This is a genomic window from Usitatibacter palustris (assembly GCF_013003985.1).
GTDB lineage: Bacteria > Pseudomonadota > Gammaproteobacteria > Burkholderiales > Usitatibacteraceae > Usitatibacter > Usitatibacter palustris.
The window spans coordinates 2,040,732-2,062,540 of record NZ_CP053073.1; the positions used below are offsets into that span (position 1 = coordinate 2,040,732).

Annotated in this window: 19 protein-coding genes; 14 read left to right on the forward strand and 5 right to left on the reverse strand. The window is 66.1% G+C overall.

The features are described 5' to 3' along the window. Positions 1-12 precede the first annotated feature (12 nt). The 6 genes from DSM104440_RS10080 to DSM104440_RS10105 all read left to right on the forward strand — a co-directional run bounded on the left by DSM104440_RS10080 (position 13) and on the right by DSM104440_RS10105 (position 5,541). On the forward strand, positions 13-1,212 hold the full coding sequence (locus DSM104440_RS10080) for a pyridoxal-phosphate-dependent aminotransferase family protein (RefSeq protein ID WP_171162218.1): 1,200 nt from the start codon (positions 13-15) through the stop codon (positions 1,210-1,212). A gap of 71 nt (positions 1,213-1,283) precedes the next feature. Then, complete coding sequence (gene dctP / locus DSM104440_RS10085) at positions 1,284-2,279, forward strand: TRAP transporter substrate-binding protein DctP (protein ID WP_171162220.1); 996 nt, start codon at positions 1,284-1,286, stop codon at positions 2,277-2,279. Next, positions 2,276-2,797 (forward strand): TRAP transporter small permease subunit, encoded by a 522-nt coding sequence (locus DSM104440_RS10090; RefSeq protein WP_171162222.1) that lies wholly within the window; start codon positions 2,276-2,278, stop codon positions 2,795-2,797. The genes dctP and DSM104440_RS10090 overlap by 4 nt, the downstream gene beginning before the upstream one ends. A 3-nt stretch (positions 2,798-2,800) precedes the next feature. Continuing rightward, the gene (locus tag DSM104440_RS10095) at positions 2,801-4,117 is read left to right on the forward strand and encodes a TRAP transporter large permease (RefSeq protein WP_171162224.1); all 1,317 of its coding nucleotides are present in this window, start codon (positions 2,801-2,803) and stop codon (positions 4,115-4,117) included. A gap of 70 nt (positions 4,118-4,187) precedes the next feature. Next, complete coding sequence (locus DSM104440_RS10100) at positions 4,188-5,168, forward strand: Bug family tripartite tricarboxylate transporter substrate binding protein (protein ID WP_171162226.1); 981 nt, start codon at positions 4,188-4,190, stop codon at positions 5,166-5,168. Between the two features lies 1 nt (position 5,169). Beyond that, complete coding sequence (locus DSM104440_RS10105) at positions 5,170-5,541, forward strand: polyhydroxyalkanoic acid system family protein (protein WP_171162228.1); 372 nt, start codon at positions 5,170-5,172, stop codon at positions 5,539-5,541. Here DSM104440_RS10105 and DSM104440_RS10110 read toward each other — a convergent pair. Next, positions 5,501-6,202 (reverse strand): DUF8198 family protein, encoded by a 702-nt coding sequence (locus tag DSM104440_RS10110; RefSeq protein WP_171162230.1) that lies wholly within the window; start codon positions 6,200-6,202, stop codon positions 5,501-5,503. The genes DSM104440_RS10105 and DSM104440_RS10110 overlap by 41 nt on opposite strands. A gap of 113 nt (positions 6,203-6,315) precedes the next feature. On the opposite strand from DSM104440_RS10110, the gene DSM104440_RS10115 reads away from it, so the two are divergent. From DSM104440_RS10115 to rocD, 4 genes are read left to right on the forward strand one after another with little or no spacing between them, the layout of a single operon-like run. Beyond that, the gene (locus DSM104440_RS10115) at positions 6,316-7,752 is read left to right on the forward strand and encodes a coniferyl aldehyde dehydrogenase (protein ID WP_212758021.1); all 1,437 of its coding nucleotides are present in this window, start codon (positions 6,316-6,318) and stop codon (positions 7,750-7,752) included. A gap of 2 nt (positions 7,753-7,754) precedes the next feature. Then, positions 7,755-8,273, forward strand: coding sequence for a hypothetical protein (locus DSM104440_RS10120; protein ID WP_171162232.1), 519 nt, complete (start codon positions 7,755-7,757; stop codon positions 8,271-8,273). Continuing rightward, positions 8,270-9,859, forward strand: a complete 1,590-nt coding sequence (locus DSM104440_RS10125) for a GMC family oxidoreductase (RefSeq protein ID WP_171162234.1) — start codon at positions 8,270-8,272, stop codon at positions 9,857-9,859. Before DSM104440_RS10120 ends, DSM104440_RS10125 begins: the two co-directional genes overlap by 4 nt. Before the next feature lie 59 nt (positions 9,860-9,918). Beyond that, positions 9,919-11,142, forward strand: a complete 1,224-nt coding sequence (gene rocD, locus DSM104440_RS10130; protein ID WP_171162236.1) for an ornithine--oxo-acid transaminase — start codon at positions 9,919-9,921, stop codon at positions 11,140-11,142. Here rocD and DSM104440_RS10135 read toward each other — a convergent pair. Further along, the gene (locus DSM104440_RS10135; RefSeq protein WP_171162238.1) at positions 11,139-12,812 is read right to left on the reverse strand and encodes a long-chain-fatty-acid--CoA ligase; all 1,674 of its coding nucleotides are present in this window, start codon (positions 12,810-12,812) and stop codon (positions 11,139-11,141) included. The two genes, rocD and DSM104440_RS10135, sit on opposite strands and share 4 nt — an antisense overlap. A gap of 149 nt (positions 12,813-12,961) precedes the next feature. Here DSM104440_RS10135 and DSM104440_RS10140 point away from each other — a divergent pair, with 149 nt between their 5' ends. Further along, on the forward strand, positions 12,962-13,420 hold the full coding sequence (locus DSM104440_RS10140) for a phasin family protein (protein ID WP_171162240.1): 459 nt from the start codon (positions 12,962-12,964) through the stop codon (positions 13,418-13,420). 33 nt (positions 13,421-13,453) lie between these two features. Here the strand turns inward: DSM104440_RS10140 and DSM104440_RS10145 are convergent, their stop codons facing one another. Beyond that, positions 13,454-14,776, reverse strand: a complete 1,323-nt coding sequence (locus DSM104440_RS10145; RefSeq protein WP_171162242.1) for a delta-60 repeat domain-containing protein — start codon at positions 14,774-14,776, stop codon at positions 13,454-13,456. A 68-nt stretch (positions 14,777-14,844) separates the two neighbouring features. Beyond that, positions 14,845-15,105 (reverse strand): acyl-CoA-binding protein, encoded by a 261-nt coding sequence (locus tag DSM104440_RS10150; RefSeq protein ID WP_171162244.1) that lies wholly within the window; start codon positions 15,103-15,105, stop codon positions 14,845-14,847. A gap of 90 nt (positions 15,106-15,195) precedes the next feature. On the opposite strand from DSM104440_RS10150, the gene DSM104440_RS10155 reads away from it, so the two are divergent. After that, a complete protein-coding gene (locus DSM104440_RS10155; RefSeq protein ID WP_171162246.1) occupies positions 15,196-16,761 on the forward strand; it encodes a WS/DGAT/MGAT family O-acyltransferase in 1,566 nt (521 codons plus the stop codon). Here the strand turns inward: DSM104440_RS10155 and DSM104440_RS10160 are convergent. Next, positions 16,748-17,131, reverse strand: a complete 384-nt coding sequence (locus DSM104440_RS10160) for a RidA family protein (RefSeq protein ID WP_171162248.1) — start codon at positions 17,129-17,131, stop codon at positions 16,748-16,750. The two genes, DSM104440_RS10155 and DSM104440_RS10160, sit on opposite strands and share 14 nt — an antisense overlap. 223 nt (positions 17,132-17,354) lie before the next feature. On the opposite strand from DSM104440_RS10160, the gene DSM104440_RS10165 reads away from it, so the two are divergent. Both DSM104440_RS10165 and DSM104440_RS10170 read left to right on the forward strand, forming a co-directional pair. Then, complete coding sequence (locus DSM104440_RS10165) at positions 17,355-20,378, forward strand: DUF1800 family protein (protein WP_171162250.1); 3,024 nt, start codon at positions 17,355-17,357, stop codon at positions 20,376-20,378. 10 nt (positions 20,379-20,388) lie between these two features. Beyond that, positions 20,389-21,771, forward strand: a complete 1,383-nt coding sequence (locus DSM104440_RS10170) for a DUF1501 domain-containing protein (protein ID WP_171162253.1) — start codon at positions 20,389-20,391, stop codon at positions 21,769-21,771. Positions 21,772-21,809: the final 38 nt, after the last annotated feature.

A 21,809-nucleotide genomic window follows, 5' to 3' on the forward strand; every position in this document is an offset into this window, starting at 1 on the left:
GAGGAATTCGCCATGACCCACCGAGCCGGCCGCCATTTCCTCCAGATTCCCGGCCCTACCAACGTTCCGGACCGCGTGTTGCGCGCGATCGACCGGCCCACCATCGATCATCGCGGGCCCGAGTTCCAGGCGATCGGTTTCGCCGTCCTCGAGGGCATGAAGCGGGTCTTCCAGACGAAGAACCCGGTCATCATTTATGCGGGCTCGGGCACCGGAGCCTGGGAAGCCGCGCTCGTGAACGCGCTCAATCCCGGCGACAAGGTGCTGATGTCCGAGACGGGGCACTTCTCCACCCTCTGGTCGAAGCTTGCAAAGAAGGTCGGCCTCGAAGTGGACGTCCTTCCGGGCGACTGGCGCCGCGGCGCTGATCACGAGGCGATCGAACGTCGCCTTCTCGAAGACAAGTCGCACGCCATCAAGGCGGTGTGCGTCGTGCATAACGAAACGTCCACGGGCGTGACGACCCGCATTCCCCTCATCCGCCGCGCGATCGACAACGCGAAGCACCCGGCGTTGCTGATGGTGGACACGATCTCGTCACTCGCCTCGATCGACTACAAGCATGACGAGTGGGGCGTGGACGTCACCGTCGGCGGCTCGCAGAAGGGCCTGATGCTGCCGCCGGGCCTGGGCTTCAATGCCGTGTCCGAGAAAGCGCTCGCCGCACACAAGCAATCGAAGATGCCGCGCGCCTACTGGGACTGGAGCGAGATCCTCGCGTCGAACGCCACCGGCTTCTGGCCCTCGACGCCGGCCACGAATCTCCTCTATGGCCTCGAGGTTGCGATCCAGATGCTCGAGGAAGAAGGCTATGCGGCGGTCTTCGCTCGCCACGACCGTCACGCCGAAGCGACGCGCCGAGCCGTGCGCGCATGGGGCCTCGAGATTCTTTGCGCCGTTCCCGAGGAATACAGCTCGGCGCTCACCGCCGTGATGATGCCGCCGGGCCACGATGCCGACCGCTTCCGCAAGATCGTGCTCGAGCAGTTCGACATGTCGCTCGGCACGGGGCTCACGAAGCTCTCCGGGAAGATCTTCCGCATCGGGCACCTGGGCGACTTCAACGATCTCACCCTCGCGGGCACGCTCGCCGGCGTGGAGATGGGCCTCGCGGTCGCAGGCGTGCCCCACAGGAAAGGCGGGGTGGATGCGGCGATGGAGCACCTCGCGGCGGAAGCGACCCGGCGCTCGAGCGTGCGCGCGGCCGCGTGATGCGCCGCACGATTTACACGCGGCACGTCGTCGCGTAGGTTGCACGACCATAACGATTAGGAGGAGTACACATGAACCGACGTACCTTCGCCCTGCTCACGGGCGCACTCGCCACGATCGCCCTCGCGCTGCCTTCTGCCGCGCAGGAATTGAAGATCTCCCACCAGTTCAAGGCCAACACGGACGCGCGCGACAAGGCCACGCGCCTCTTCGTCGAGGAAGTGAACAAGAAGGACCCGGGCCTCAAGTTCCGCATCTACCCGGGCAGCTCGCTCAACATCAAGCCCGCGGCGCAGTTCGACGCGCTGCAGTCGGGCACGCTCGAAATGGCTGTGTTCCCGATGTCGTATGCCGTCGGCAAGGTGCCCGAAGTCTCGATCACGATCATGCCGGGCACGATCAACACGCTCGAGCACGCCATGCGCCTGAAGGGAACGCCCTTCCACAAGAAGCTCCAGGAAGTAATGGAGAGGAACGGCGTGCACCTGGTGACCTGGTGGTGGACGCCGGGCGGCTTCGCCTCCAAGGACCGGCCGATCGCCGGCCCCGATTCAGTCAAGGGCGAGAAGATGCGCGCGGCCGATCCGACGTTCGAGACCATGCTCAAGGCCGCGGGCGCCTCGGTGATCAACATCCCGTCGACGGAGATCTACCCGTCGCTGCAGTCGGGCGTGCTCACCTCCACGCTCACCTCCGCCGAGTCGTTCGTCACGATGCGCATCTACGAGCAGACGAAGTTCGCCACGGTGGGCGGTGACTACACGCTGTGGTTCCTGCTCCAGCCGCTGCTGATGTCGAAGGCCTCGTGGGACAAGCTCACCCCCGCGCAGAAGAAGATCTTCGAGGAAGCCGCCGACAAGAGCGACGCGTGGTTTGCCGCCAACCAGCATGAGGCGGTGAAGACGATGATCGACGTCTACACGAAGGCCGGCGCGAAGGTGCAGCCCCTGACCAAGGCGCAATTCGATGCCTGGATCGACCTCGCGAAGAAGACCTCCTGGCCGGAGTTCGAGGCGAAGTCGGCCGACGCGAAGGAGCTGCTGAAACTCATCACCGCCGTCAAATGAGCGGCTCGGGAGCCGCGCGATTCGTTCGCGCGGTCGATCGGCTCTCGACCGCCTGCGCCGTCGTGGCCGCCGCGTGCATCGCGGCGGCTACCCTGATCATCGTCTGGATGGTGCTCTGGCGGGCGACCGGGCACTCGACCTACTGGGAAATCGAGCTCGCGACGTACCTCATCGTGGGCACCGTCCTCATTGGCTCGCCCTACTGCCTGCGGACCAAGGGCCACATCGGCGTCGACCTCGTCTCGCAGTGGCTCTCGACGGGGCACCGGCGCGCCCTGGAACGAACGCTGGCCGTCCTCGGCCTCGCCGTGTGCACCTACCTCGCGTGGAAAGGCCTCGAACTCACGATCGACGCCTGGCACGCCAACGAGCGCAGCGGCTCGTCGTGGAATCCGCCGCGCTGGCCTTTTTTCGCGTTGATGCCGGTGGGCCTGGGGCTCACTGCGCTGCAATACGTGGCCGAGATGCTGCGCCGCGAGGACGTGGCGCCCACGGCCATTTCCGGGCAAGGGGCCTAGCCGATGAACGAGCTGCAGATCGGCCTCCTCATCGTGGCCATCACCACGATCGTGCTGTTCTCCGGGTTTCCCATCGCGTGGGGCCTCGCGCTCGTGGCGATCGGCTTCCTCCTGGTCTTCAAGGGCCCCGCGAGCCTCGCGGTCGTTGCCACGCAATTCATGGACGAGCTGAACTCGTTCGCGCTGCTCACCATCCCGCTCTTCGTCCTGCTGGGCGCTGCCATCGGCGTGTCCGCGGCGGGCAAGGATATCTACGAGTCCCTCTATCGCTGGCTCGCGCGAGTGCCCGGCGGCCTGATCATTGCCAACATCCTGGCGTGCGGCATGTTCTCCGCGGTGTGCGGCAGCTCGCCCGCCACCGCCGCGGCCATTGGCAAGGCCGGCGTGCCCGAAATGATCCGCCGCGGCATCCCGCCCGCACTGGCCACCGGGGCGATCTGCGCCGGCGGCACGCTGGGCATCCTCATTCCGCCCTCGATCACGCTGATCCTCTACGGGATCGCGACCGAAACGTCGATCGGCCGGCTGTTCCTCTCGGGCGTGGTGCCGGGAATCCTGCTGGTGATCCTCTTCTCGGCCTATGCGTGCTTCGCGATGTTCATGGAACGCCGCGGCCTGCCGCGCGTCGAGGAGACCTTCACGCTGAAGGAGAAGATGGAAGGCATGTTCCGCGTGGGGCCATTCCTGGTGATCATCATCGCCATCGCCTACTTCATGTACGGGGGACTCGCCACGCCCTCGGAGATCGCCGGCGTGGGCGCCTTCATGGCGCTCATCCTCGTGATGACGATCTACCGGGCCTGGCGCCCGCGGCAGCAATGGCTGATCTTCCGCGATACGGTGCGCGAGTCGAGCATGATCCTCATGATCATCGCGGCCGCCGCGCTCTTCTCCTACATGATGTCGCTGCTCTACGTCTCGCAGTCGGCGGCCGAGTGGCTGGTGGCGCTCAAGATGAACCGCTGGGTGCTGCTCTTCGCGATCAACATTTTCCTGCTGGTCCTCGGCTGCTTCCTGCCGCCGGTCGCGATCATCCTGATGCTCATGCCGATCCTGACGCCCGTGCTCGAGGCCAACGGCTTCGACCTGATCTGGTTCGCGGTGATGCTGACGATCAACATGGAGGTGGGGCTCATCACGCCACCCGTCGGCCTCAACCTCTATGTCCTGCGAGGCGTAGCGCCGGAGGTGCCGCTCGGGACGATCCTGCGCGGCTCCATGCCCTACGTCTTCATCATGCTCGCCTTCATGGTCGTACTGTGCCTGGTGCCCGGCATCGCGACCTGGCTGCCGGACACGCTCATGGGCAAGGGCCACTAGCGGTGCCCCGTGTCACCTGATACCGAGCTAGAGTACGACTGCCAATAAGAGCCTTCCAGGGAGAACGTTCATGTCGAATCGGATTGTCGCGCGAGGCCTTGCGGCCGTCGTCCTGGCGGTTGCCGCCATCGGTGTCGCCAGCGCCCAGGGCTGGCCCAATCGTCCGATCAAGTGGATCAACCCCTTCCCGGCCGGCGGCGGCACGGATGCGTTCGCGCGGCCGATGGCAACCAAGCTCTCGCTGGCGCTCGGCCAGAACGTGCTGATCGAGAATCTCGGCGGCGCGGGCGGCACGCTCGGCGCGGCCACCGCATCGAAGGCCCCGGCGGATGGCTACACGTTCTTCGTCGGCGCCGTGCACCACACGATCGCCGAAACGCTCTACACGAAGCTCCCGTATGCCGGCCTCGAGAAGGACTTCGAACCGATCACGGTGCTCGCCTTCGTGCCCAACGTGATCTCGCTCCATCCCAAGCACGACTTCAAGACGGTCGCCGACCTCGTGAAGTACGCGAAGGCGAACCCGGGAAAGCTCAACTTCGGCTCCGCCGGCAACGGCACCACGCACCACATGGTGGGCGAGCTCTTCAAGCTGAAGACCGGCACGAATCTCGTCCACGTCCCGTACAAGGGCGCCGGCCCCCTCATGCCCGATCTCCTCGGCGGCGTGGTCGACCTCGCCTTCGACGGGATGAGCACGTCGGGTCCGCAGATCAAGGCAGGCAAGCTGCGCGGCCTGGCGGTGACCTCGGCCAACCGCAACGCGCTCCTGCCCGATGTGCCGACGATGGGCGAGTCGGGCATCCCGGACTTCAAGGTGACCACGTGGTACGCCATCTTCGCGATCAAGGGCACGCCCAAGGACATCCAGCAGAAGATGTACGAGGCGATCGTGAAGCAGCTTTCCGATCCGGACATCAAGAACATCTGGGCGCAGCAAGGCGGCGAAGCGGGCGGCATGCCCCCGGCGGAGTTCGGAAAGTTCGTGCGTTCCGAGATCGAGAGCTGGGGCAAGGTCGTGAAGGAATCCGGCGCCAAGATCGACAACTGACATGGCCGACATCGACGTCCGTCGCGCGCATGACCTCGGTCTCAAGGCTGCGCGCGCGGCCGCCGACAAGATGATCGAGCATCTCGCGAAGAAGTTCGACCTGAAGGGCGCCTGGAACGGCAACACGCTGAACTTCGCGCGATCCGGGGTGACCGGGTCGCTCGAAGTCGGCGACAAGGACCTCCACCTGAGCATCACGCTCGGGTTCCTGCTGAAGGCGATGAGGGGCTCGATCGAGCGCGCCGTGCATGGCGAGCTCGATGCGCTGTTTGCCGCGAAGGCCGAGCCGAAGAAGAAAGAGGAAGCCGCGCCGCCTAGAAAGGCCGCGGAAGCTACGCCGAAAAAGGGACCTGCGAAGAAAAAAGCGCCTTAGCGATCGCGCGTTCGCGCGCGGCGATCGTCGCCAGGAATTCCTCCGCGCCATCCATCTCGCGGAAGGACGCAAAGCCCCTCTCCAGGAACGTCTGCAGGTCCGCGAGGCCCGCGAGCCTTGCCGGCGTGCGCATGAGCTTCAGCGTGCGATAAACCATCGGCTTCTTCACGAGGCGATCGAGCCGCTCGCCCACCGCGGCAATCAGCTCGATCTGCCGCTCGCGTTCGGCCGGCGTGCTCGCCGCGCGATAGGCCCTGGCGTAGCTCGCTTCGTGAATGGGCCCCGGCGGCAGCGCCTCGGAGGTCCGACGGTCGAGCGATTCGGAAAGCGCATCGACTTCGATCGCCAGCGAGGCCGTCTCCACCGCAGTCGCCGGCAGCGTGCGCACCAGCAGTGGATAGATCCGAAGCATCTCGGCATCGCGCGCGCTGAAATCCTTCGGGCCGTAGAGGTCCTCGAGGAAGAACGTCGTGGCCTGCCGGTAGCGCGGCTGGGCCGAGAGGTCGGTATAGGTCCGGGCGAGGCGATCCGATTGCCAGCGCTTCAACTCGGCGAGACGTGGCGGCGGACCGGCTGAGGCATCGCGGCCCCGCAAGTCGCGGAGGGTTTCGAGGTGGCTGCGCAGGGCTTCCGGGCCGGCGCTGATGGTGTCGGGAGGCACTATTCGGTATTCTAACGACTGATTGAAACGAGCGTTTGAATCCAGATCAATTGGATGACATGTAGTAGCCGTATGCTCGTTTATTACCAAACACTTAATAGAGATACCTAAAGTTGAATCTCAAGGACGTCCCGCCCTCCAAAGCGCCTGAAACCACCCCGCTGGAGGCCCTTTTCGCCCGCCAGCGCGCGCTGTCCCAGGGAGGGCTGGGGCTCGACGCCGGACAGCGCGCCGCCGCCCTTTCCGCCCTCGAAGCGCTTCTCCGGGAGCACGGACGGGAGATCGCCGCCGCGATCCACGCCGACTTCGGCGGGCGCTCCGTTCACGAGACCCAGCTCCTCGAGATCTTTCCCTCGATCGAAGCCTTGCGCCATGCACGTCGGCATTTTCGCGCCTGGATGCGGCCGCGCCGGCGCGCGACGAATCTCTGGTTCCTCCCCGGCCGGTCGCGCCTCATCGCGCAGCCGCTCGGCGTGGTGGGCATCGTGGTGCCCTGGAACTACCCGCTCTATCTGGCCATCGGTCCGATCGCGAGTGCGATTTCCGCGGGCAATCGCGTCCTCGTGAAGATGTCCGAGGTCGCCCCGGCCACGGGCGCGCTCTTCGAGAAGCTCGTCGCGCAGCGCTTCGATCCCGCGGTGCTCGCGGTGGTCAACGGCGGGCCCGAGATCGCGCGTGAGTTCAGTGCCCTGCCCTTCGACCATTTGCTCTTCACGGGATCGACGGCCGTCGGGCGCCACGTGATGCGCGCGGCCGCGGAGAACCTCACGCCGGTGACGCTCGAGCTCGGCGGCAAGTCGCCGGCCATCGTCGGCCGCGATTTCTCCGTCGCGCAGGCCGCCGATCGCATCCTCTACGGCAAGTGCCTCAACGCGGGCCAGACGTGCATCGCGCCCGACTACGTCCTGGTGCCCGAGGAACGCGTCGCCGAATTCGTCGATGCCGCAAAGGCCAGTGTCGCGCGGCTTTACCCGCGCATCGCGGACAACCCGGACTTCACCTCGATCGTGAACGATCGCCAGCACGCGCGGCTTGCGGGCTACGTTGACGATGCCGCGGCAAAGGGCGCGCGCGTCGTGGAGCTCAACCCCGCCGGCGAGGACCTGAAGGCCACGCGCAAGATCGCGCCCCGCCTGCTTCTCGACGTGAACGACACCATGACCGTGATGCGCGAGGAGATCTTCGGTCCGCTGCTGCCGATCATTCCGTACAAGTCGCTCGACGAAGCGATCGCCTTCGTGAACGCACGGCCGCGCCCGCTGGCACTCTACGTTTTCGACCACGACGGTGGAAACGTCGATCGCGTCCTCGCCGAAACCGTTTCGGGCGGCGTGTCCGTGAACGAGACGATCCTCCACATCGCCCAGGACGACCTGCCCTTCGGCGGCGTCGGGCCTAGCGGCATGGGCCGCTACCACGGGCGCGAAGGCTTCGAGACGTTCTCGCACCTCAAGTCCGTGTTCCACCAGTCGCGCCTCAACGGCCTCGCACTCTTCCGTCCGCCCTACGGCAAGCGTTTCGAGTCGCTGGTGAAGTTTCTCTTCCGCTAGCCTTGGTTTCCCGTCGCCGCTTCCTCCAGGTGGGCCTCGCCGGTGCCGCCGTCCTCGTGACGGTGGGCTTGCTCAATCGCCGCTCGGCCACGCCCGCGCACAACTACCGCGTGCTCGATGAGCCCACCGCCATGCTCCTGCATTCGCTCGTGCCGGTGATCCTCGCGGGCTCGCTCCCGAAGGACGCCGCCACTCACGCGAAGGCCGTGCGCGAAGTCGTCGAAGCGTTCGATCGGGCCATCTCCGCGTTGTCACCCGCGGTGCAAACCGAGATCGACCAGTTGATGGGCCTGCTTCGCTTCGCGCCCACGCGCATCGTCGTGGCCGGAGTCGCGTCCCCGTGGGATGGTGCCGCCCCAGAGGACATCGCCGCATTCCTGCAGCGCTGGCGCACGAGCCGCTTCGATCTCCTGCGCGCCGGCTACCAGGCGCTCACGCAGCTCACGCAGGGCGCGTGGTACGGCAACCCGCTCTCGTGGCCGGCGATCGGCTACTTGGGCCCGCCGAAGGTCGCGCCATGATCCGCGACCCGATTCGCGAAGGCATCGCGTCAGGCTGGAAGGCGATCGACGCCGCGGCTCTCGACCGCGATCTCGAACTGGATGCGGACGTCGTCGTGATCGGCAGCGGCGCGGGCGGTGGCGTGACGGCGGAAGTCCTGGCCGATGCCGGCCTCAAGGTCGTGATCGCCGAGGAAGGCCCGTTGCGCAGCTCCACCGACTTCAACATGCGCGAGCGCGAGGCCTATCCGCAGCTCTACCAGGAGACCGCGGGCCGCCAGACGAAGGACAAGGGCATCACCATCCTCCAGGGTCGCTGCGTGGGCGGATCGACCACCGTCAACTGGACCTCGAGCTTCCGCACGCCCTCGCGCACGCTCGCGCATTGGCGCGATGCGCACGGGCTCACCACGCTGGACGAAGCCCGGCTCTCGCCGTGGTTCGTGAAGATGGAGGAGCGTCTCGCCATCGCCCCGTGGCCCGTCGCACCCAACGAGAACAACGACCTCCTGCGCCGCGGGTGCGAGAAGCTCGGCATCCCGAGTGCGGCGATCGCACGCAACGTGAAGGGCTGCTGGAACCTCGGCTACTGCGGCATGGGATGCCCGACCAACGCCAAGCAGTCGATGCTCGTCACGACGATTCCGGGCGCGCTCGCGAAGGGCGCGACGCTGATCCACCAGGCACGTGTGGAACGGCTCGTGATGAACGGCGAGCGCATCGATCGCGCCGAAGCCGTGGGAATCGCATCGGGCACGGTCTCGCCGTATCGCATTCGGCTGCGCGCGCGGCATTTCGTCCTCGCGGCGGGCGGCATTGGTTCGGCGACGGTCCTGCTTCGCAGCCGCCTGCCCGATCCGAATCTCACCGCCGGCCGGCGCACGTTCCTTCACCCGACCGTGGTCTCGGGTGCGCTCATGCCCGACGAAGTGAAAGGCCACGCAGGCGCGCCGCAGACGATCTATTCCGATCACTTCCTCGACAAGGTCCCGCTCGACGGCCCCGCGGGCTTCAAGCTCGAGGCCGCGCCCGTGCATCCGATCCTCGCGGGCATCACGCTCCCCGGATTCGGCGAGGCGCACGCGAAGTGGATGACGAACCTTCCGCGACTGCATGTCGCGATCGCGTTGCTGCGCGACGGCTTCCATCCATCCTCTCCCGGGGGACGCGTCGTGCTGCGCGGCGATGGCTCGGGTGAGCTCGACTACGCGATGGGCGATTACCTGTGGGAAGGCGCGCGCCGTGGATTCCTGGCGATGGCCGAGATCCAGTTCGCCGCGGGCGCGAAGGTCGTGATGCCGATGCACGAGGAAGCCGAACCGCTCACCTCGTGGCAGGCGGCGCGCGCCGCGATCGAAGCGCTGCCGATGCGCGCGCTGCGCACCCGCGTGGTCAGCGCGCACGTGATGGGCGGCTGCGCGATGGGCAACGACCCGCGCGTCTCCGTCGTCAATGAAGACGGACGGCACCACCAGGTCGAGAATCTCTCGATCCACGACGGCTCGCTCTTTCCCACCAGCGTGGCCGCCAATCCCCAGCTCTCCATCTACGCACTGGCCGCGCGCCTTTCCTCCGGGTTGGCGAAGCAACTGGGTCCCCGCGTATAATTTGGACTGTCCCGCCTGCTGTGTTGCGAACGCGGCGCGGGATTTTTGTGAGGTTCCCCATGAGCGACTACATCGCGCTCGAGCGCCGCTACGGCGCCACGAACTACGCTCCGCTGCCCATCGTCCTGACCCGAGGTGAAGGCGTCTGGCTCTGGGATGACCAGGACCGCCGCTACCTCGACATGCTTTCCGCTTATTCGGCGGTGAGCTTCGGTTACGGGCATCCCAAACTCGTGCAGGTGTTCACCGAGCAGGCCAAGCGCCTCGCGGTGACTTCACGCGCATTCCACAGCAATACGTTGCCGCCCTTCCTCGCGCGGCTGTGCGAGATCACGGGCATGGATCGCGCGCTCCCGATGACCACGGGCGCCGAAGGCGTCGAGACCGCGATCAAGTGCGCGCGCAAGTGGGCCTACATCGTCAAGAAGGTGCCGCGCGACAAGGCCGAGATCATCGTCTGCGAAGCCAACTTCCACGGGCGTACGTCGACCATCGTCGGGTTCTCGTCGGAAGCGCAGTACCGCGACGACTTCGGTCCCTACGCCAAGGGCGCGTTCCCGGCCGTTCCGTTCGGCGACGCGAAGGCGCTCGCCGCAGCGATCACGCCCAACACCGCGGCATTCCTGGTCGAGCCCGTGCAAGGCGAAGCCGGCATCATCGTTCCGCCCGAGGGCTATCTCACGGAGTGCGCGCGCATTTGCCGCGAGAACAACGTGCTGCTCATCGTCGATGAAGTGCAGACCGGCCTTGGCCGCACCGGCAAGGTCCTCGCGATCCAGCATGAAGGCGTGAAGCCCGACGGGCTCATCCTCGGCAAGGCGCTGGGCGGCGGCCTCATGCCGGTCTCCGCATTCCTCGCGCGCGAGGACGTGATGGGCGTGTTCAAGCCCGGCGATCACGGCAGCACCTTCGGCGGCAATGCGCTGGGCGCGGCCATCGGGCTCGCCTCGCTCAATGTGCTGATGGAAGAGAAGCTCGCCGACCGCGCCGCGGCGATGGGCGACTACCTGCTTGCGCGCCTGAAGACCATCGCAAGCCCGGTCGTCACCGACGTTCGTGGCAAGGGCCTGCTGGTGGGTATCGAGCTCGACCCGGCGAAGGTCAGCGCACGCGCGTTCGTGGAGACGCTGCTCAAGCACGGCGTGCTCTCGAAGGATACGCACGGCACCGTGGCGCGCTTCGCGCCGGCGCTCATCATCGAGCGCCAGGAGATCGACTGGGCGCTGGAGCGTATCCGCGCGGCACTGCGCGAATACGGTCCCGTGTACGAGCGCGCCGCCTAGACTCTGAGCGGCGCGTTCTTCACTTCGCGGCGCAGGACCTTGCCGACGTTGGTCTTCGGCAGTTCCTTCCAGAACTCCACCACCTTCGGGACCTTGTAGCCGGTGAGGTTCTGCTTGCAGTGCTCGATCACCTGGTCGCGGGTGAGCGCGGGATCCTTGCGGACGATCACGGCGCGCACGACTTCGCCTGACTTGTCGTCGGGTGTAGCGACCGCGCAGACCTCGAGGACGCCGGGCATCATCGCGACGACATCCTCGACCTCGTTCGGATACACGTTGAAGCCCGAGACCAGGATCATGTCCTTCTTCCGGTCGACGATCTTCACGAACCCCTCGGAATTCATGATGCCGATGTCGCCGGTGCGGAACGAACCGTCCGAGGTCATCACCTTCGCGGTTTCCTCCGGGCGATTCCAGTAGCCCTTCATCACCTGCGGTCCGGCGATGCAGATCTCCCCAGTCTCCCCGAGCGCGAGGATCTTGCCGTCGTCGTCCCGGATCGTGACGGTAGTCGACGAGATCGGCAGCCCGCAGTAGCCGTTGTACTCCGCGCCATCGACCATCGGATTGATGCACGCACCCGGCGACGTCTCGGTCAGGCCGTAGGCCTCGAGCAGCGGCTTGCCGGTCACCTGCTTCCAGCGTTCGGCCACCGCGCGCTGCACGGCCATCCCGCCGCCCAGCGACATGTGCAGGCCGGAGAAGTCGAGCTTGTCGAAGCCCGGCGTGTTGAGCAGCGCATTGAATAGCGAATTCACGCCGGTGAAGCAGGTGAAGCGCCAGGTGCCGAGCTCCTTCACGAAGCCCGCGAAATCGCGTGGATTGGTGATCAGCACGTTGTGCGCGCCGATCTTCATGAAGGTGAGGCAATTTCCGGTGAGCGCGAAGATGTGATACAGCGGCAGCGCCGTGATGATGATTTCCCTGCCCTCGCGCAGGCCCACGCCCCACCACGCCGAGGTCTGGAGCAGGTTCGCCACGATATTGCCGTGCGTGAGCATCGCGCCCTTCGAGACACCCGTTGTGCCGCCGGTGTACTGGAGGAACGCGATGTCGCCGTGGTTCAGCGGAGGCTCGGCGAGCTTCAGGCCCGCGCCGGCCGACAGCACCGCGGGGAAGGTCACGGTCCCGGGCAGGTTCCACTCGGGAACCATCTTCTTCACTCGCTTCACCACGAAATTCATGATCAGCGACTTCGGGAAGCCATGCATGTCGCCCAGCTGCGTGGTGACGATCGTCTTCACCGGCGTCTTGGGGAGGACGGCTTCGAGCGTCTTGGCGAAGTTCTCGAGGATGACGATCGCCTTGGCGCCCGAGTCGACGAGCTGGTGCTCGAGCTCTCGCGGGGTATAGAGCGGATTGCAGTTCACCACCGTGAAACCCGCGCGCAGCGCGCCGAAGAGCGCCACGGGGTACTGGAGGACGTTGGGCATCATGATCGCGATGCGATCGCCCTTCTCCAGGCCGCGCGCCTGCAGCCAGGCGCCGAAATCGCGGGATTGGCGTTCGAGCTCGGCGTACGTGATCGTCCTGCCCATGCACGAGTAGGCCGGCAGGGAAGCGAACTTGGCGCAGCTCTTCTCGAAGATGTCGCGGATGCTTGCGTATTCGCGGACGTCGATCTCCGCGGGAACCCCTGGCGGGTAGGACTTCAGCCAGACCTTCTCCATCGCTCTCCTCTCGAAGCCGCGCTCTTTGGGCGGTGCCGAAGTTTAACCCGCGCCAATAATAGTGTGACGGCTCTAAAGCTCGGGCCTACACTTTCTCCATAACCCTGGGTCCGCGGTGTCGCGGATCCCGACAACGACCAGGAGGCCCTATGGCCAGCAAAACCAAGTCCCGCAAGCGCACCGCAAGAGCCACGCCCGAAGGTTTCCCGCAATCCGTCGCCGAATCCGCCCAGAAGATCTGGCTTGCCGGCCTCGGCGCATTCGCCCGCGCGCGCAGTGAAGGCGACAAGATGTTCGAACTGCTGGTCGAGCGCGGTCAATCGCTGCGCGGCCAGGCCCGCACGGTGGCCGACCAGGCCTTCAAGAACGTGCGCGCGCAAGCCGACGCCACCGCCGCGACGGCCGCGGGCAAGTGGGACAAGCTCGAGCAGGTGTTCGAGGAGCGCGTCGCGCGCTCGCTGGGCCGCCTCGGTGTCCTCACGAACAAGGACATTGACGCACTTGCCAAGCAAGTCGAGCAGCTGAATGCGAGCCTGAAGTCCCTGTCGGGCGGGTCGCGCAAGGCCCCCGCCAAGAAGAAGGCAGCGACGCGGAAGGCCCGCAAGTAAGAATCGGGGACGCCAAGGCGTCCCCGAGTTTTCCTACCGGCACTCCTCCATCCGGCCGGTCTTGAGGCGCGCCACGAGCCAGCGCGTGTCCGTCCCATTGCGCACGCTGCCGACCACGACCACGCGTTCACGGTCGTCGATCGCCACGGAGCTCATGTTCGAGCTCGAAAATCCCGGCGCCAGGATGTCGATCCGCCCGCCTCCGCCCCAGGAGGTATCGAGCGTTCCGAAGGCCGTGATGCGGTAGACCGTCCCGATCTGTGAATCGGACGGAGGATCCGCGACATCGCGCCATCCGACGGACACGCTCTTGTCGTCGGGCTGGCGAGCGATGTTGAAGACCGAGGCGCCGAAAGGCGAGACGGGAAGCGTGCTCACTCCAGCCGAGCCAAAGCCGACATCGAGAGCGCCCGCGCCATTCACGCGGAAGGTCCCGACGCGGTCCACCTCGCCCGCAGCCGTGAACACCGTTCCCGTCACGACGATCCGACCGTCGGGTGCGAGGTAGAGGCGTCGGCCGAAGGCGCGCTCGGCGCCGAACGGAACGACGAGGATTCCACCGGTGGCGAAGGTGGGATCGAGCGCGCCGTTGGCCAGGTAGCGCAACAACACGGCGTCGAAGTCGGTGCCCCCGCGGTGCGAGCGACCCGTCACCACGATCCGCCCATCGGGCTGCACGCGCAGGCCCGTGCCGCGGTCGATGCCCGTGCCGCCCGGAATGGCGGTCAGGACCACGCCTCCCGTTCCGAAGGTCGCATCGAGCACACCGGCTTCCGTGAGCCGGTAAAGCGTGATTCGCTGCTGCCCCGGGGCGCCGCCGGGCGGGCGCGTGGACGTGACGACGACCACCTTGCGATCATCCTGGGCCTGCACGTCGATGATCCCGAAGGGATCCACCGCGGGGATCGTGACGATCCCGGATACGCCGAACGATGTGTCGGGCACGCCTTCCTCGGAATAGCGGCGGACAGTGACTTCGGTGGTCGGGCTCCCGGCGGACGAGCTCCCGACGACGAGGATGCGCCGCCGGTCGAGCGCGATGCTGGTCGCGAAGCCCGTTCCGAATGCCGCATCGCCTCCTGTTCCGAACGTCGTGTCCACATTGCCGTTGGACTTGAGTCGCATCAGCGTGATCGTCTCGACGTCCGGCCCGGTCAGGACCTTGCGAAGGAAGAGCACGCCTTCATTGCGGTCGATGGCCACGCCCTCGCCCGCGTAGGTCGCGGGCGGACCGAGCACGATGCCGGTGCTGCCGAAAGCGGTGTCGAAGTCACCGGGCGCGGCATGCGCAGCGGCGGGATGCAGCAGGAAAAGGAATGCCGCGGCGCAAAGCGCCGAACGTATCGGGCCGTTCATGGGGTTCTCCCTGAGAGAAGCGTTGCGCGCGGCCCCGCCGCGCCCCGGGTGCGCCGGGGTCAGTCTTGTTATTCGCGCGTGATCCGGTCGACGAGCTTTATATAGGCGTTCTGTGCGTCGTCCGCGGACATGCCCTTCAGTTTAGCCCACGCTTCGTACTTGGCACGGTTCACGAAATCGGTGAATCCGGGCTTGTCGCCCTGCACATCGCCTTCGGTACCCTGCTTGTAGTGGGCATAGAGCTTCAGCTTCATGTCGCTGCCCGGGTCCTTCTTGGCCTTCAGGACCGCGGCGGCCGCGGCTTCGAACTTCTTCTTGGTATCGGACATCGGTCCCGCTCCGGTAGAGGTCGTCGTGTAAAGTTAGCCGAACCCGCTCCGCGTCGCAATTCACGGCAATTCACGAGAGGCCTCCCGCGCATGGCCCGAGAAAAAATTTCCGGCGTCGACACCGCCTGGCTCCGCATGGAGCACCCGACGAACCTCATGATGATCGTCGGCGTGATGATGTTCGATGGTGCGCTCAACCTGAAGAAGGTGCGGCGCATCATCGAGGCACGCTTCCTCGCCTACCGCCGCTTTCGCCAGCGTGCCGTGCAGGATTCCTCGGGCGCCTGGTGGGAGGACGACACCGACTTCGACATCGATTCGCACGTCCATCGCATCGCCCTTCCCGGCAAGGCGGACAAGGCCGAGCTCGAGGCGCTGGTGAGCGACCTCGCGTCCACGCCCCTGGATTTCACCAAGCCGCTCTGGCAATTCCACCTCGTCGACAACTACGCCGGTGGCGGCAGCGCGCTGATCCTGCGCATTCACCATTGCTACGCCGACGGCATCGCGCTCATCCAGGTCATGCTCTCGATGACGCACACCGACGCCAGGGGCAGCCTCGCCATGCCCGCAGCCGACATCGAGACCACTTCTTCCGGGGGCGAAACGGAGTTCTGGGAACAGATTCTCAAGCCCGTCACGGGTGCGCTGGAAAATGCGGGGCAGATCGGCAAGGGGCTGCTCGAGCAGGGCCGCGCCATCGCGGCGAATCCCCAGATGGCGACCGATGCGATGCAGGAAGCCAGCCGCAAGGGCGTGGATTTCATCGGCGAGGTGGCGAAGCTCGCCCTCATGGGGCGCGATTCGCCGACACGCTTCAAGGGTCCCCTCACCGCACGCAAGCGCTGCGCCTGGGCCGATCCCCTGCCGCTCGAGGAAGTGAAGATCGTCGGACGTGCGCTGGGCTGCTCGATCAACGACGTGTTGCTCGCCATGGCGGCGGGGGCGCTGCGCGATTACCTCGAGGAGCACGGCGATCCGGTCGAGGGAGTGGAGATCCGCGCGCTGGTACCCGTCAATCTTCGTCCGCCCGGACAGGGCCACAGTCTCGGCAACCACTTCGGCCTCGTCTTCCTGGACCTGCCGCTAGGCATGGACCATCCGCTCGAGCGGCTCTACGAGGTGCGCCGTCGCATGCGCGCCCTGAAAGGCTCCTACCAGCCGGCCATCGCTCTGGGCCTCCTCACCGCCGTGGGCCACGGGCCGCGCATCCTCCAGGAGCAAGTGGTGCAGTTGCTGGGCCAGAACGCGAGCGCGGTGATGACCAACGTGCCGGGCCCGCAGCATCCGCTTTATTTCGCAGGCGGGCGCATTGCCGAACAGAACTTCTGGGTTCCCCAGTCAGGGGGAATCGGAATGGGCGTGTCGATCCTGTCGTACAACGGACGCATCCAGTTCGGCGTGATCACGGATGAAGGCCTCGTGCCCGACCCCAACGAGATCGTCGCGCGGTTCGCCGGCGAATTCGACAAGCTGATGTGGCTCACGCTGATGAGCGCCTGGGGCGAGGATGAAGTCGCGCCCAAGTCCGAAGCGAAGCCGGCTCGCGCGTCCAGGCCGAAGAAGGCCAAGGCCGACAAAGCACCCGCCGTGGCCGAGGTAGCCGAATCCGCACCCGCCGCGGCGAAGGTGCCGAAGCGTTTCAGGAATCTCTGAGCGCGCCGATCGCGTCGATCTCGACGAGATAACCGTAGTGCAGCCCGGGCACCGGAACGACGGTGCGCGCGGGCCGGTGCGCGCCCAGGACTTCGGCATACACCTTGTTGAGCGCGGGCCAGTGCTCGACACCGGCCAGGTAAACCGTCGCGCGCACGATCAGGTCCTTGCCACTGCCCGCGGCTTCGAGGATCGCGATCACGTTGGCGAGCGTCTGGCGCACCTGCTCATCGAAGCCCGCGAGATTGCGCTCCGGTTCACCCGGAACGACGGGCAATTGGCCCGCGACATAGACGAGCCCTCCGTGAACGATCGCCTGTGAATAGTGGCCTCGCGCCTCGGGCGCGCGCGTCGTGGAAACGGACTTCATCGCTCTCTCCTGTCGTTGTTTTGGCTCGTAGCTGTAGGACGACATTCCAAGTCGCTGTTTCATCGCAACATTGTGTGAAACAGGCTTTGTGGTGTCGCTCGCCGGCAACAGTCGTGGTTCGCCGACGCTCCAAAAATCCCTTGGAAAACAATGAACTGACGGCATGGCACTGAAGTTGCAGTAATCGCGGCGGATTCAAATAGCCTTCCAAGGGAGAATAGCCGTGAATACCCAGCAACCGACGCGCTTTGCCGCGTGGCTTCTTGCCGCACGCCGCAGCCTGCGCCTGCTCGCGATGGTGGCGCTCCTCGTCGTGCCATCACTCCAGGCACGCGCCGCAAACTTCACGGACATCTGGTGGAACCCCTCCGAATCGGGATGGGGTGTCGCGCTCTCCCACCACCACGACAAGATCTTCGGCCTCCTCTACATCTATGACGCCGACGGAAAGCCGCTGTGGGTGTCGATGCCCGACGGCAAGTTCGAGAACAACGGCCGCACGTACGTGGGCAGCCTCTATCGAACGACGGGGCCTTCGTATCGGGCGGCGTTCTTCAACCCGACGCAGGTGAACGTCTCGAGCGTGGGCACGGCGCGAATCGATTTCGGCGCCGACGACCAAAGCGCCACGATGCAGGTCACGATCGGTTCGTACCAGTCGACCAAGCAGGTGAAGCGCTATTCGTTCGGCAACGCACCGTCGAACTATCCCAACGACCGAAGCGACATCTGGTGGAACCCCGACGAATCGGGCTGGGGCCTCACCCTCAATCACAACGGCAACAACATCTTTGGTGTCCTCTACACCTACGACGAAACCGGCCGCCCCCTGTGGGTGACGATGCCCGGCGGGACGTTCACCGAAGCCAACCAATTCAACGGCAAGCTCTACACGACGACCGGCTCGCCCTACACGGCCGCCTTCGAGGCGTCGAAGGTGAAGACCACCGAGGTGGGCAACATCTCGATCGAATTCATCAACGGCGACGAAGCGCGCCTGACGATCTCGATCAACGGCTTCACCCGCAGCCGGCCCGTGCGCCGATTCGCGTTCGGAACCGACCCGGGCATCCGCCCGCCCAAAGTTGACCTGAGCATCAATGCCACCGCCAGCCCGCTCGTCGCACCCGCTACGGTGACGTTGCGGGCGGCGGTGACGGCAGGCGACCGGCCCGTGAGCAAGGTCGTCTTCTACGAAGGCTGCGATCGTATCGGCGAGGCCACGGCCGCCCCCTGGGAATTCAAGGTGGCGAGCCTCTCGGCCGGCAACCACACGTTCTCGGCTCGCGCGCTCGACGACAGCGGCAGCAGCGGCGCGCTGGACACGGAGAGCAAGGAAGTGAAGACGGGCGGCACCGCGCCCCCGCCTCCGCCGACGAGCACGACCAACAAGCTGCCCACGGTCGCGATCACCTCGCCGCCGAACAATGCCGTGGTCAGGGTGGGTACGAACCTTGAGTTGATCGCCGCGGCGAGCGATCCGGACGGCACGATCGTGAAGGTCGAGTTCTTCACGGGTCCCTACAAGATGGGCGAGGCGACGGCCGCTCCCTGGCGCCTTGTGTTTCCGAACAGTAGCGAGGCTGGCTATGCCGTGACGGCCGTCGCCACTGACGACCGGGGCGGTACGAAGACGTCGAGCGTCGTCAACATCACCACCGTCGGGACGCCACCGGTTCTCGACAGCCAGACAAAGGACGCCGCGCGCTTCCTCACCCAGGCCACCTTCGGGATCAAGAGCATCGCGGAGATCGAGAACCTCAAGGCGATCGGGTTCGACGCCTGGCTCAACCAGCAGATCCCGATGGTCGCACCGAGCTTCGTGCAATACGTGAACGACCGGAAGGCCGCGGGCGAGAAGCCCGACGAGGAACGCGCCTACGAGGCGATCTGGCAGCAGTGGCTGTGGCAGCCGGGGCAGTTGCGCGCGCGCATGGCTTTCGCGCTCTCCGAGCTCTTCGTGATCTCCAACATCGCGCCGGACCTCGATACGTATGCGATGGCCTCGTACTGGGACATGCTCAACGCGGGCGCCTTCGGGAACTACCGCAATCTCCTCGAGAACGTGACCCTGCATCCGGCGATGGGCTACTACCTCAACATGATCGGCAGCCGCAAGGCCGATCCGGTGAAGGGAACGCACCCGAACGAGAACTTCGCGCGCGAGGTGATGCAGCTCTTCACGATCGGCCTCTACAAGCTGAATATCGACGGCTCGCGCGTCCTCGACTCCGCCGGCAAGCCCATCAACACCTATGACGAAACGGTGATCAAGGGCATGGCCGCGGCCTTCACGGGCTGGAATTTCGCCGGCGCCGATACTTCGAAGCCCTCGACGTTCAACCCGCCCAAGGAGAACTGGCTCGAGCCGATGGCCTCGTGGGAGTCGATGCACGACACGAACGCGAAGCCGATCTTCGACGGGATCGTGCTGCCCGCGAACCAGACTGCCGCGCAGGACATGAAGGCCGCGCTCGATGCCCTGTTCAACCATCCGAACGTGGGCCCGTTCGTCGGCCGCCAGCTCATCCAGCGCTTCGTCACCTCGAACCCGAGCCCGCAGTACATCGCGCGCGTCGCCGCGGCGTTCAACCGCGATCCGGGCGGCGTGCGTGGCAATCTCCTGTGGGTGCTCAGGGAGGTCCTGTACGACCCCGAGGCTCGCAGTCTCGCGAAGGCGACCGAGGCGGGCTGGGGCAAGCAGCGCGAACCCGTGATCCGCTTCGCGAACTTCCTGCGAGGCCTCAACGCCACGAGCCCCACCGGGCGCAACAAGATCTGGTACCTGGACAGCGCCGACGAAGGCCTGAACCAGAGCCCGCTGCTCTCGCCCAGCGTCTTCAACTTCTTCTCGCCCAACTACCGGCAGCCCGGACCGCTGTCGGCGGCGAACCTGGTCGCACCGGAATTCCAGATCACGACCGAGACCAGCATGGTGGGAACGCTCAACTTCTTCGCCCGGCTGGTGAAGAACGGCTCGTACGGAAGCGGCGATACCAAGCTCACCATGGACCTCACGCAGCTCAACGCGCTCGCGGGGTCGCCGGGTGCGCTGGCCGACCACCTGAGTCTCCTGTTCATGAACGGCGCGATGTCCGAGGCCTTGCGCACGACGATGGTGATCACGCTGAGCACCATGCCCATGCCCGCGACCAAGACCGGCGACTCGGGCGCCACCATCACCGACCGCGTGAAGGCGGCTCTGATGCTGGTCGCGCTCTCGCCCGACTACGTGATCCAGAAATAAGGGAGCCCCCATGACGACCCGACGCCACTTCCTCAAGCAGCTGAGCGCCGCCGGCCTGGGTGTAGGCGCCCTCGGCGCCTATACCGACCTGCAGCGCATTGCCGCGGCCGCGAGCCTGAGCGGTCCCGTCCTCAAGGCCCCCGGCGAGGACTACCGCGCGCTGATCTGCCTCTTCATGTTCGGCGGCAACGACGGCAACAACACCGTGATCCCCACCTCGGCCACTGAGTATCCGCAGTACGCCAGCGGCCGCACGCCCGCGCTCGCGCTCGCGCAGGGGTCGCTGTTGCCCCTCACGACGAGCAACACGCCGGGGCGCACCTTCGGGCTGCACCCGGCGATGACGGGGCTCCAGGGGCTCTACAACGCGGGGCGCGCGGCGATCGTGGCCAACGCCGGCCCCCTGCTCGCGCCGTTGACGCGCGCGCAACTCCAGGCGCGCAGCGTCCCGGTTCCGCCGGACCTGTATTCGCACAGCGACCAGCAGGCCCAGTGGCAGAGCTCGATCTCGGATGGCGCGCCGCGCAGCGGCTGGGGCGGGCGCGTCGCCGACCTCATGAAGGCGGCCAACACCACCAATACGAGCTCGACGCTGATTTCCGTCGCGGGCAACAACCTGTTCGGGGTGGGCACAACGCTCTCGTCGTTCAAGGTCTCGCCCGGCAACCAGTTCGGGTTCGACTTCTACAAGGGCTCGGCCTCGACCGATCCCCTCTCCAAGGCGATCACCGAGCAGCTCGCGCTGCCCAGCGCGAACCTCTTCGATGGCGCGTGGAAGGACGTGATCTCGCGGGCGATCCAGAACCAGCAGATCCTCGCCTCGGCGCTGGCAGCGGTTCCGCCCTTCACCACCGTCTTCCCCAACACCGGCATCGGAAGCCAGATGCAGATGATCGCGCGCCTCCTCTCCGCGCGCGCCAGCCTGGGCCTGAAGCGCCAGGTGTTCTTCTGCTCCCTGGGCGGTTTCGACACGCATGGCGACGAGCAGCTCGGCCGGCAGGCGGAACTGCTCGGCGAGGTGAGCGCGGCCCTCACGGCGCTCTACAACGCGACGGTGGAGCTCAATTGCGCCGACCTCGTGACGTCCTTCACGTCATCGGACTTCTGCCGCACCTTCCCGTCCAACGGCAAGGGCTCCGACCACGCGTGGGGCAACCATCACTTCGTGGTCGGCGGCGCCGTGCAGGGCGGAAAGATGTACGGAACGTTCCCCACGCTCGTGCGCGGCGGCCCGGACGACACGGGCAACGGCGGCCTGTGGATTCCGACGACGTCGGTCGACCAGTACGCCGCGACCCTCGCGAGCTGGTTCGGCGTCGGCACGGGCGAACTCGCGACGATCTTCCCGAACCTCTCGCGCTTCGGGGCCGCGAACCTGGGCTTCCTCGGCTAGGCCTTCCACCGGCGGAAATGAAAACGGGCCGGTCTTTC

What these genes read in the sequence shown, in the direction of transcription:
- DSM104440_RS10135 (WP_171162238.1), bottom strand. Translation starts at nt 12,812, where the DNA reads ATGGAGAAGGTCTGGCTGAAGTCCTACCCGCCAGGGGTTCCCGCGGAG.
- DSM104440_RS10080 (WP_171162218.1), top strand. Translation starts at nt 13, where the DNA reads ATGACCCACCGAGCCGGCCGCCATTTCCTCCAGATTCCCGGCCCTACC.
- DSM104440_RS10145 (WP_171162242.1), bottom strand. Translation starts at nt 14,776, where the DNA reads ATGAACGGCCCGATACGTTCGGCGCTTTGCGCCGCGGCATTCCTTTTC.
- dctP (WP_171162220.1), top strand. Translation starts at nt 1,284, where the DNA reads ATGAACCGACGTACCTTCGCCCTGCTCACGGGCGCACTCGCCACGATC.
- DSM104440_RS10160 (WP_171162248.1), bottom strand. Translation starts at nt 17,131, where the DNA reads ATGAAGTCCGTTTCCACGACGCGCGCGCCCGAGGCGCGAGGCCACTAT.
- DSM104440_RS10125 (WP_171162234.1), top strand. Translation starts at nt 8,270, where the DNA reads ATGATCCGCGACCCGATTCGCGAAGGCATCGCGTCAGGCTGGAAGGCG.
- DSM104440_RS10090 (WP_171162222.1), top strand. Translation starts at nt 2,276, where the DNA reads ATGAGCGGCTCGGGAGCCGCGCGATTCGTTCGCGCGGTCGATCGGCTC.
- rocD (WP_171162236.1), top strand. Translation starts at nt 9,919, where the DNA reads ATGAGCGACTACATCGCGCTCGAGCGCCGCTACGGCGCCACGAACTAC.
- DSM104440_RS10170 (WP_171162253.1), top strand. Translation starts at nt 20,389, where the DNA reads ATGACGACCCGACGCCACTTCCTCAAGCAGCTGAGCGCCGCCGGCCTG.
- DSM104440_RS10155 (WP_171162246.1), top strand. Translation starts at nt 15,196, where the DNA reads ATGGCCCGAGAAAAAATTTCCGGCGTCGACACCGCCTGGCTCCGCATG.
- DSM104440_RS10105 (WP_171162228.1), top strand. Translation starts at nt 5,170, where the DNA reads ATGGCCGACATCGACGTCCGTCGCGCGCATGACCTCGGTCTCAAGGCT.
- DSM104440_RS10100 (WP_171162226.1), top strand. Translation starts at nt 4,188, where the DNA reads ATGTCGAATCGGATTGTCGCGCGAGGCCTTGCGGCCGTCGTCCTGGCG.
- DSM104440_RS10150 (WP_171162244.1), bottom strand. Translation starts at nt 15,105, where the DNA reads ATGTCCGATACCAAGAAGAAGTTCGAAGCCGCGGCCGCCGCGGTCCTG.
- DSM104440_RS10095 (WP_171162224.1), top strand. Translation starts at nt 2,801, where the DNA reads ATGAACGAGCTGCAGATCGGCCTCCTCATCGTGGCCATCACCACGATC.
- DSM104440_RS10140 (WP_171162240.1), top strand. Translation starts at nt 12,962, where the DNA reads ATGGCCAGCAAAACCAAGTCCCGCAAGCGCACCGCAAGAGCCACGCCC.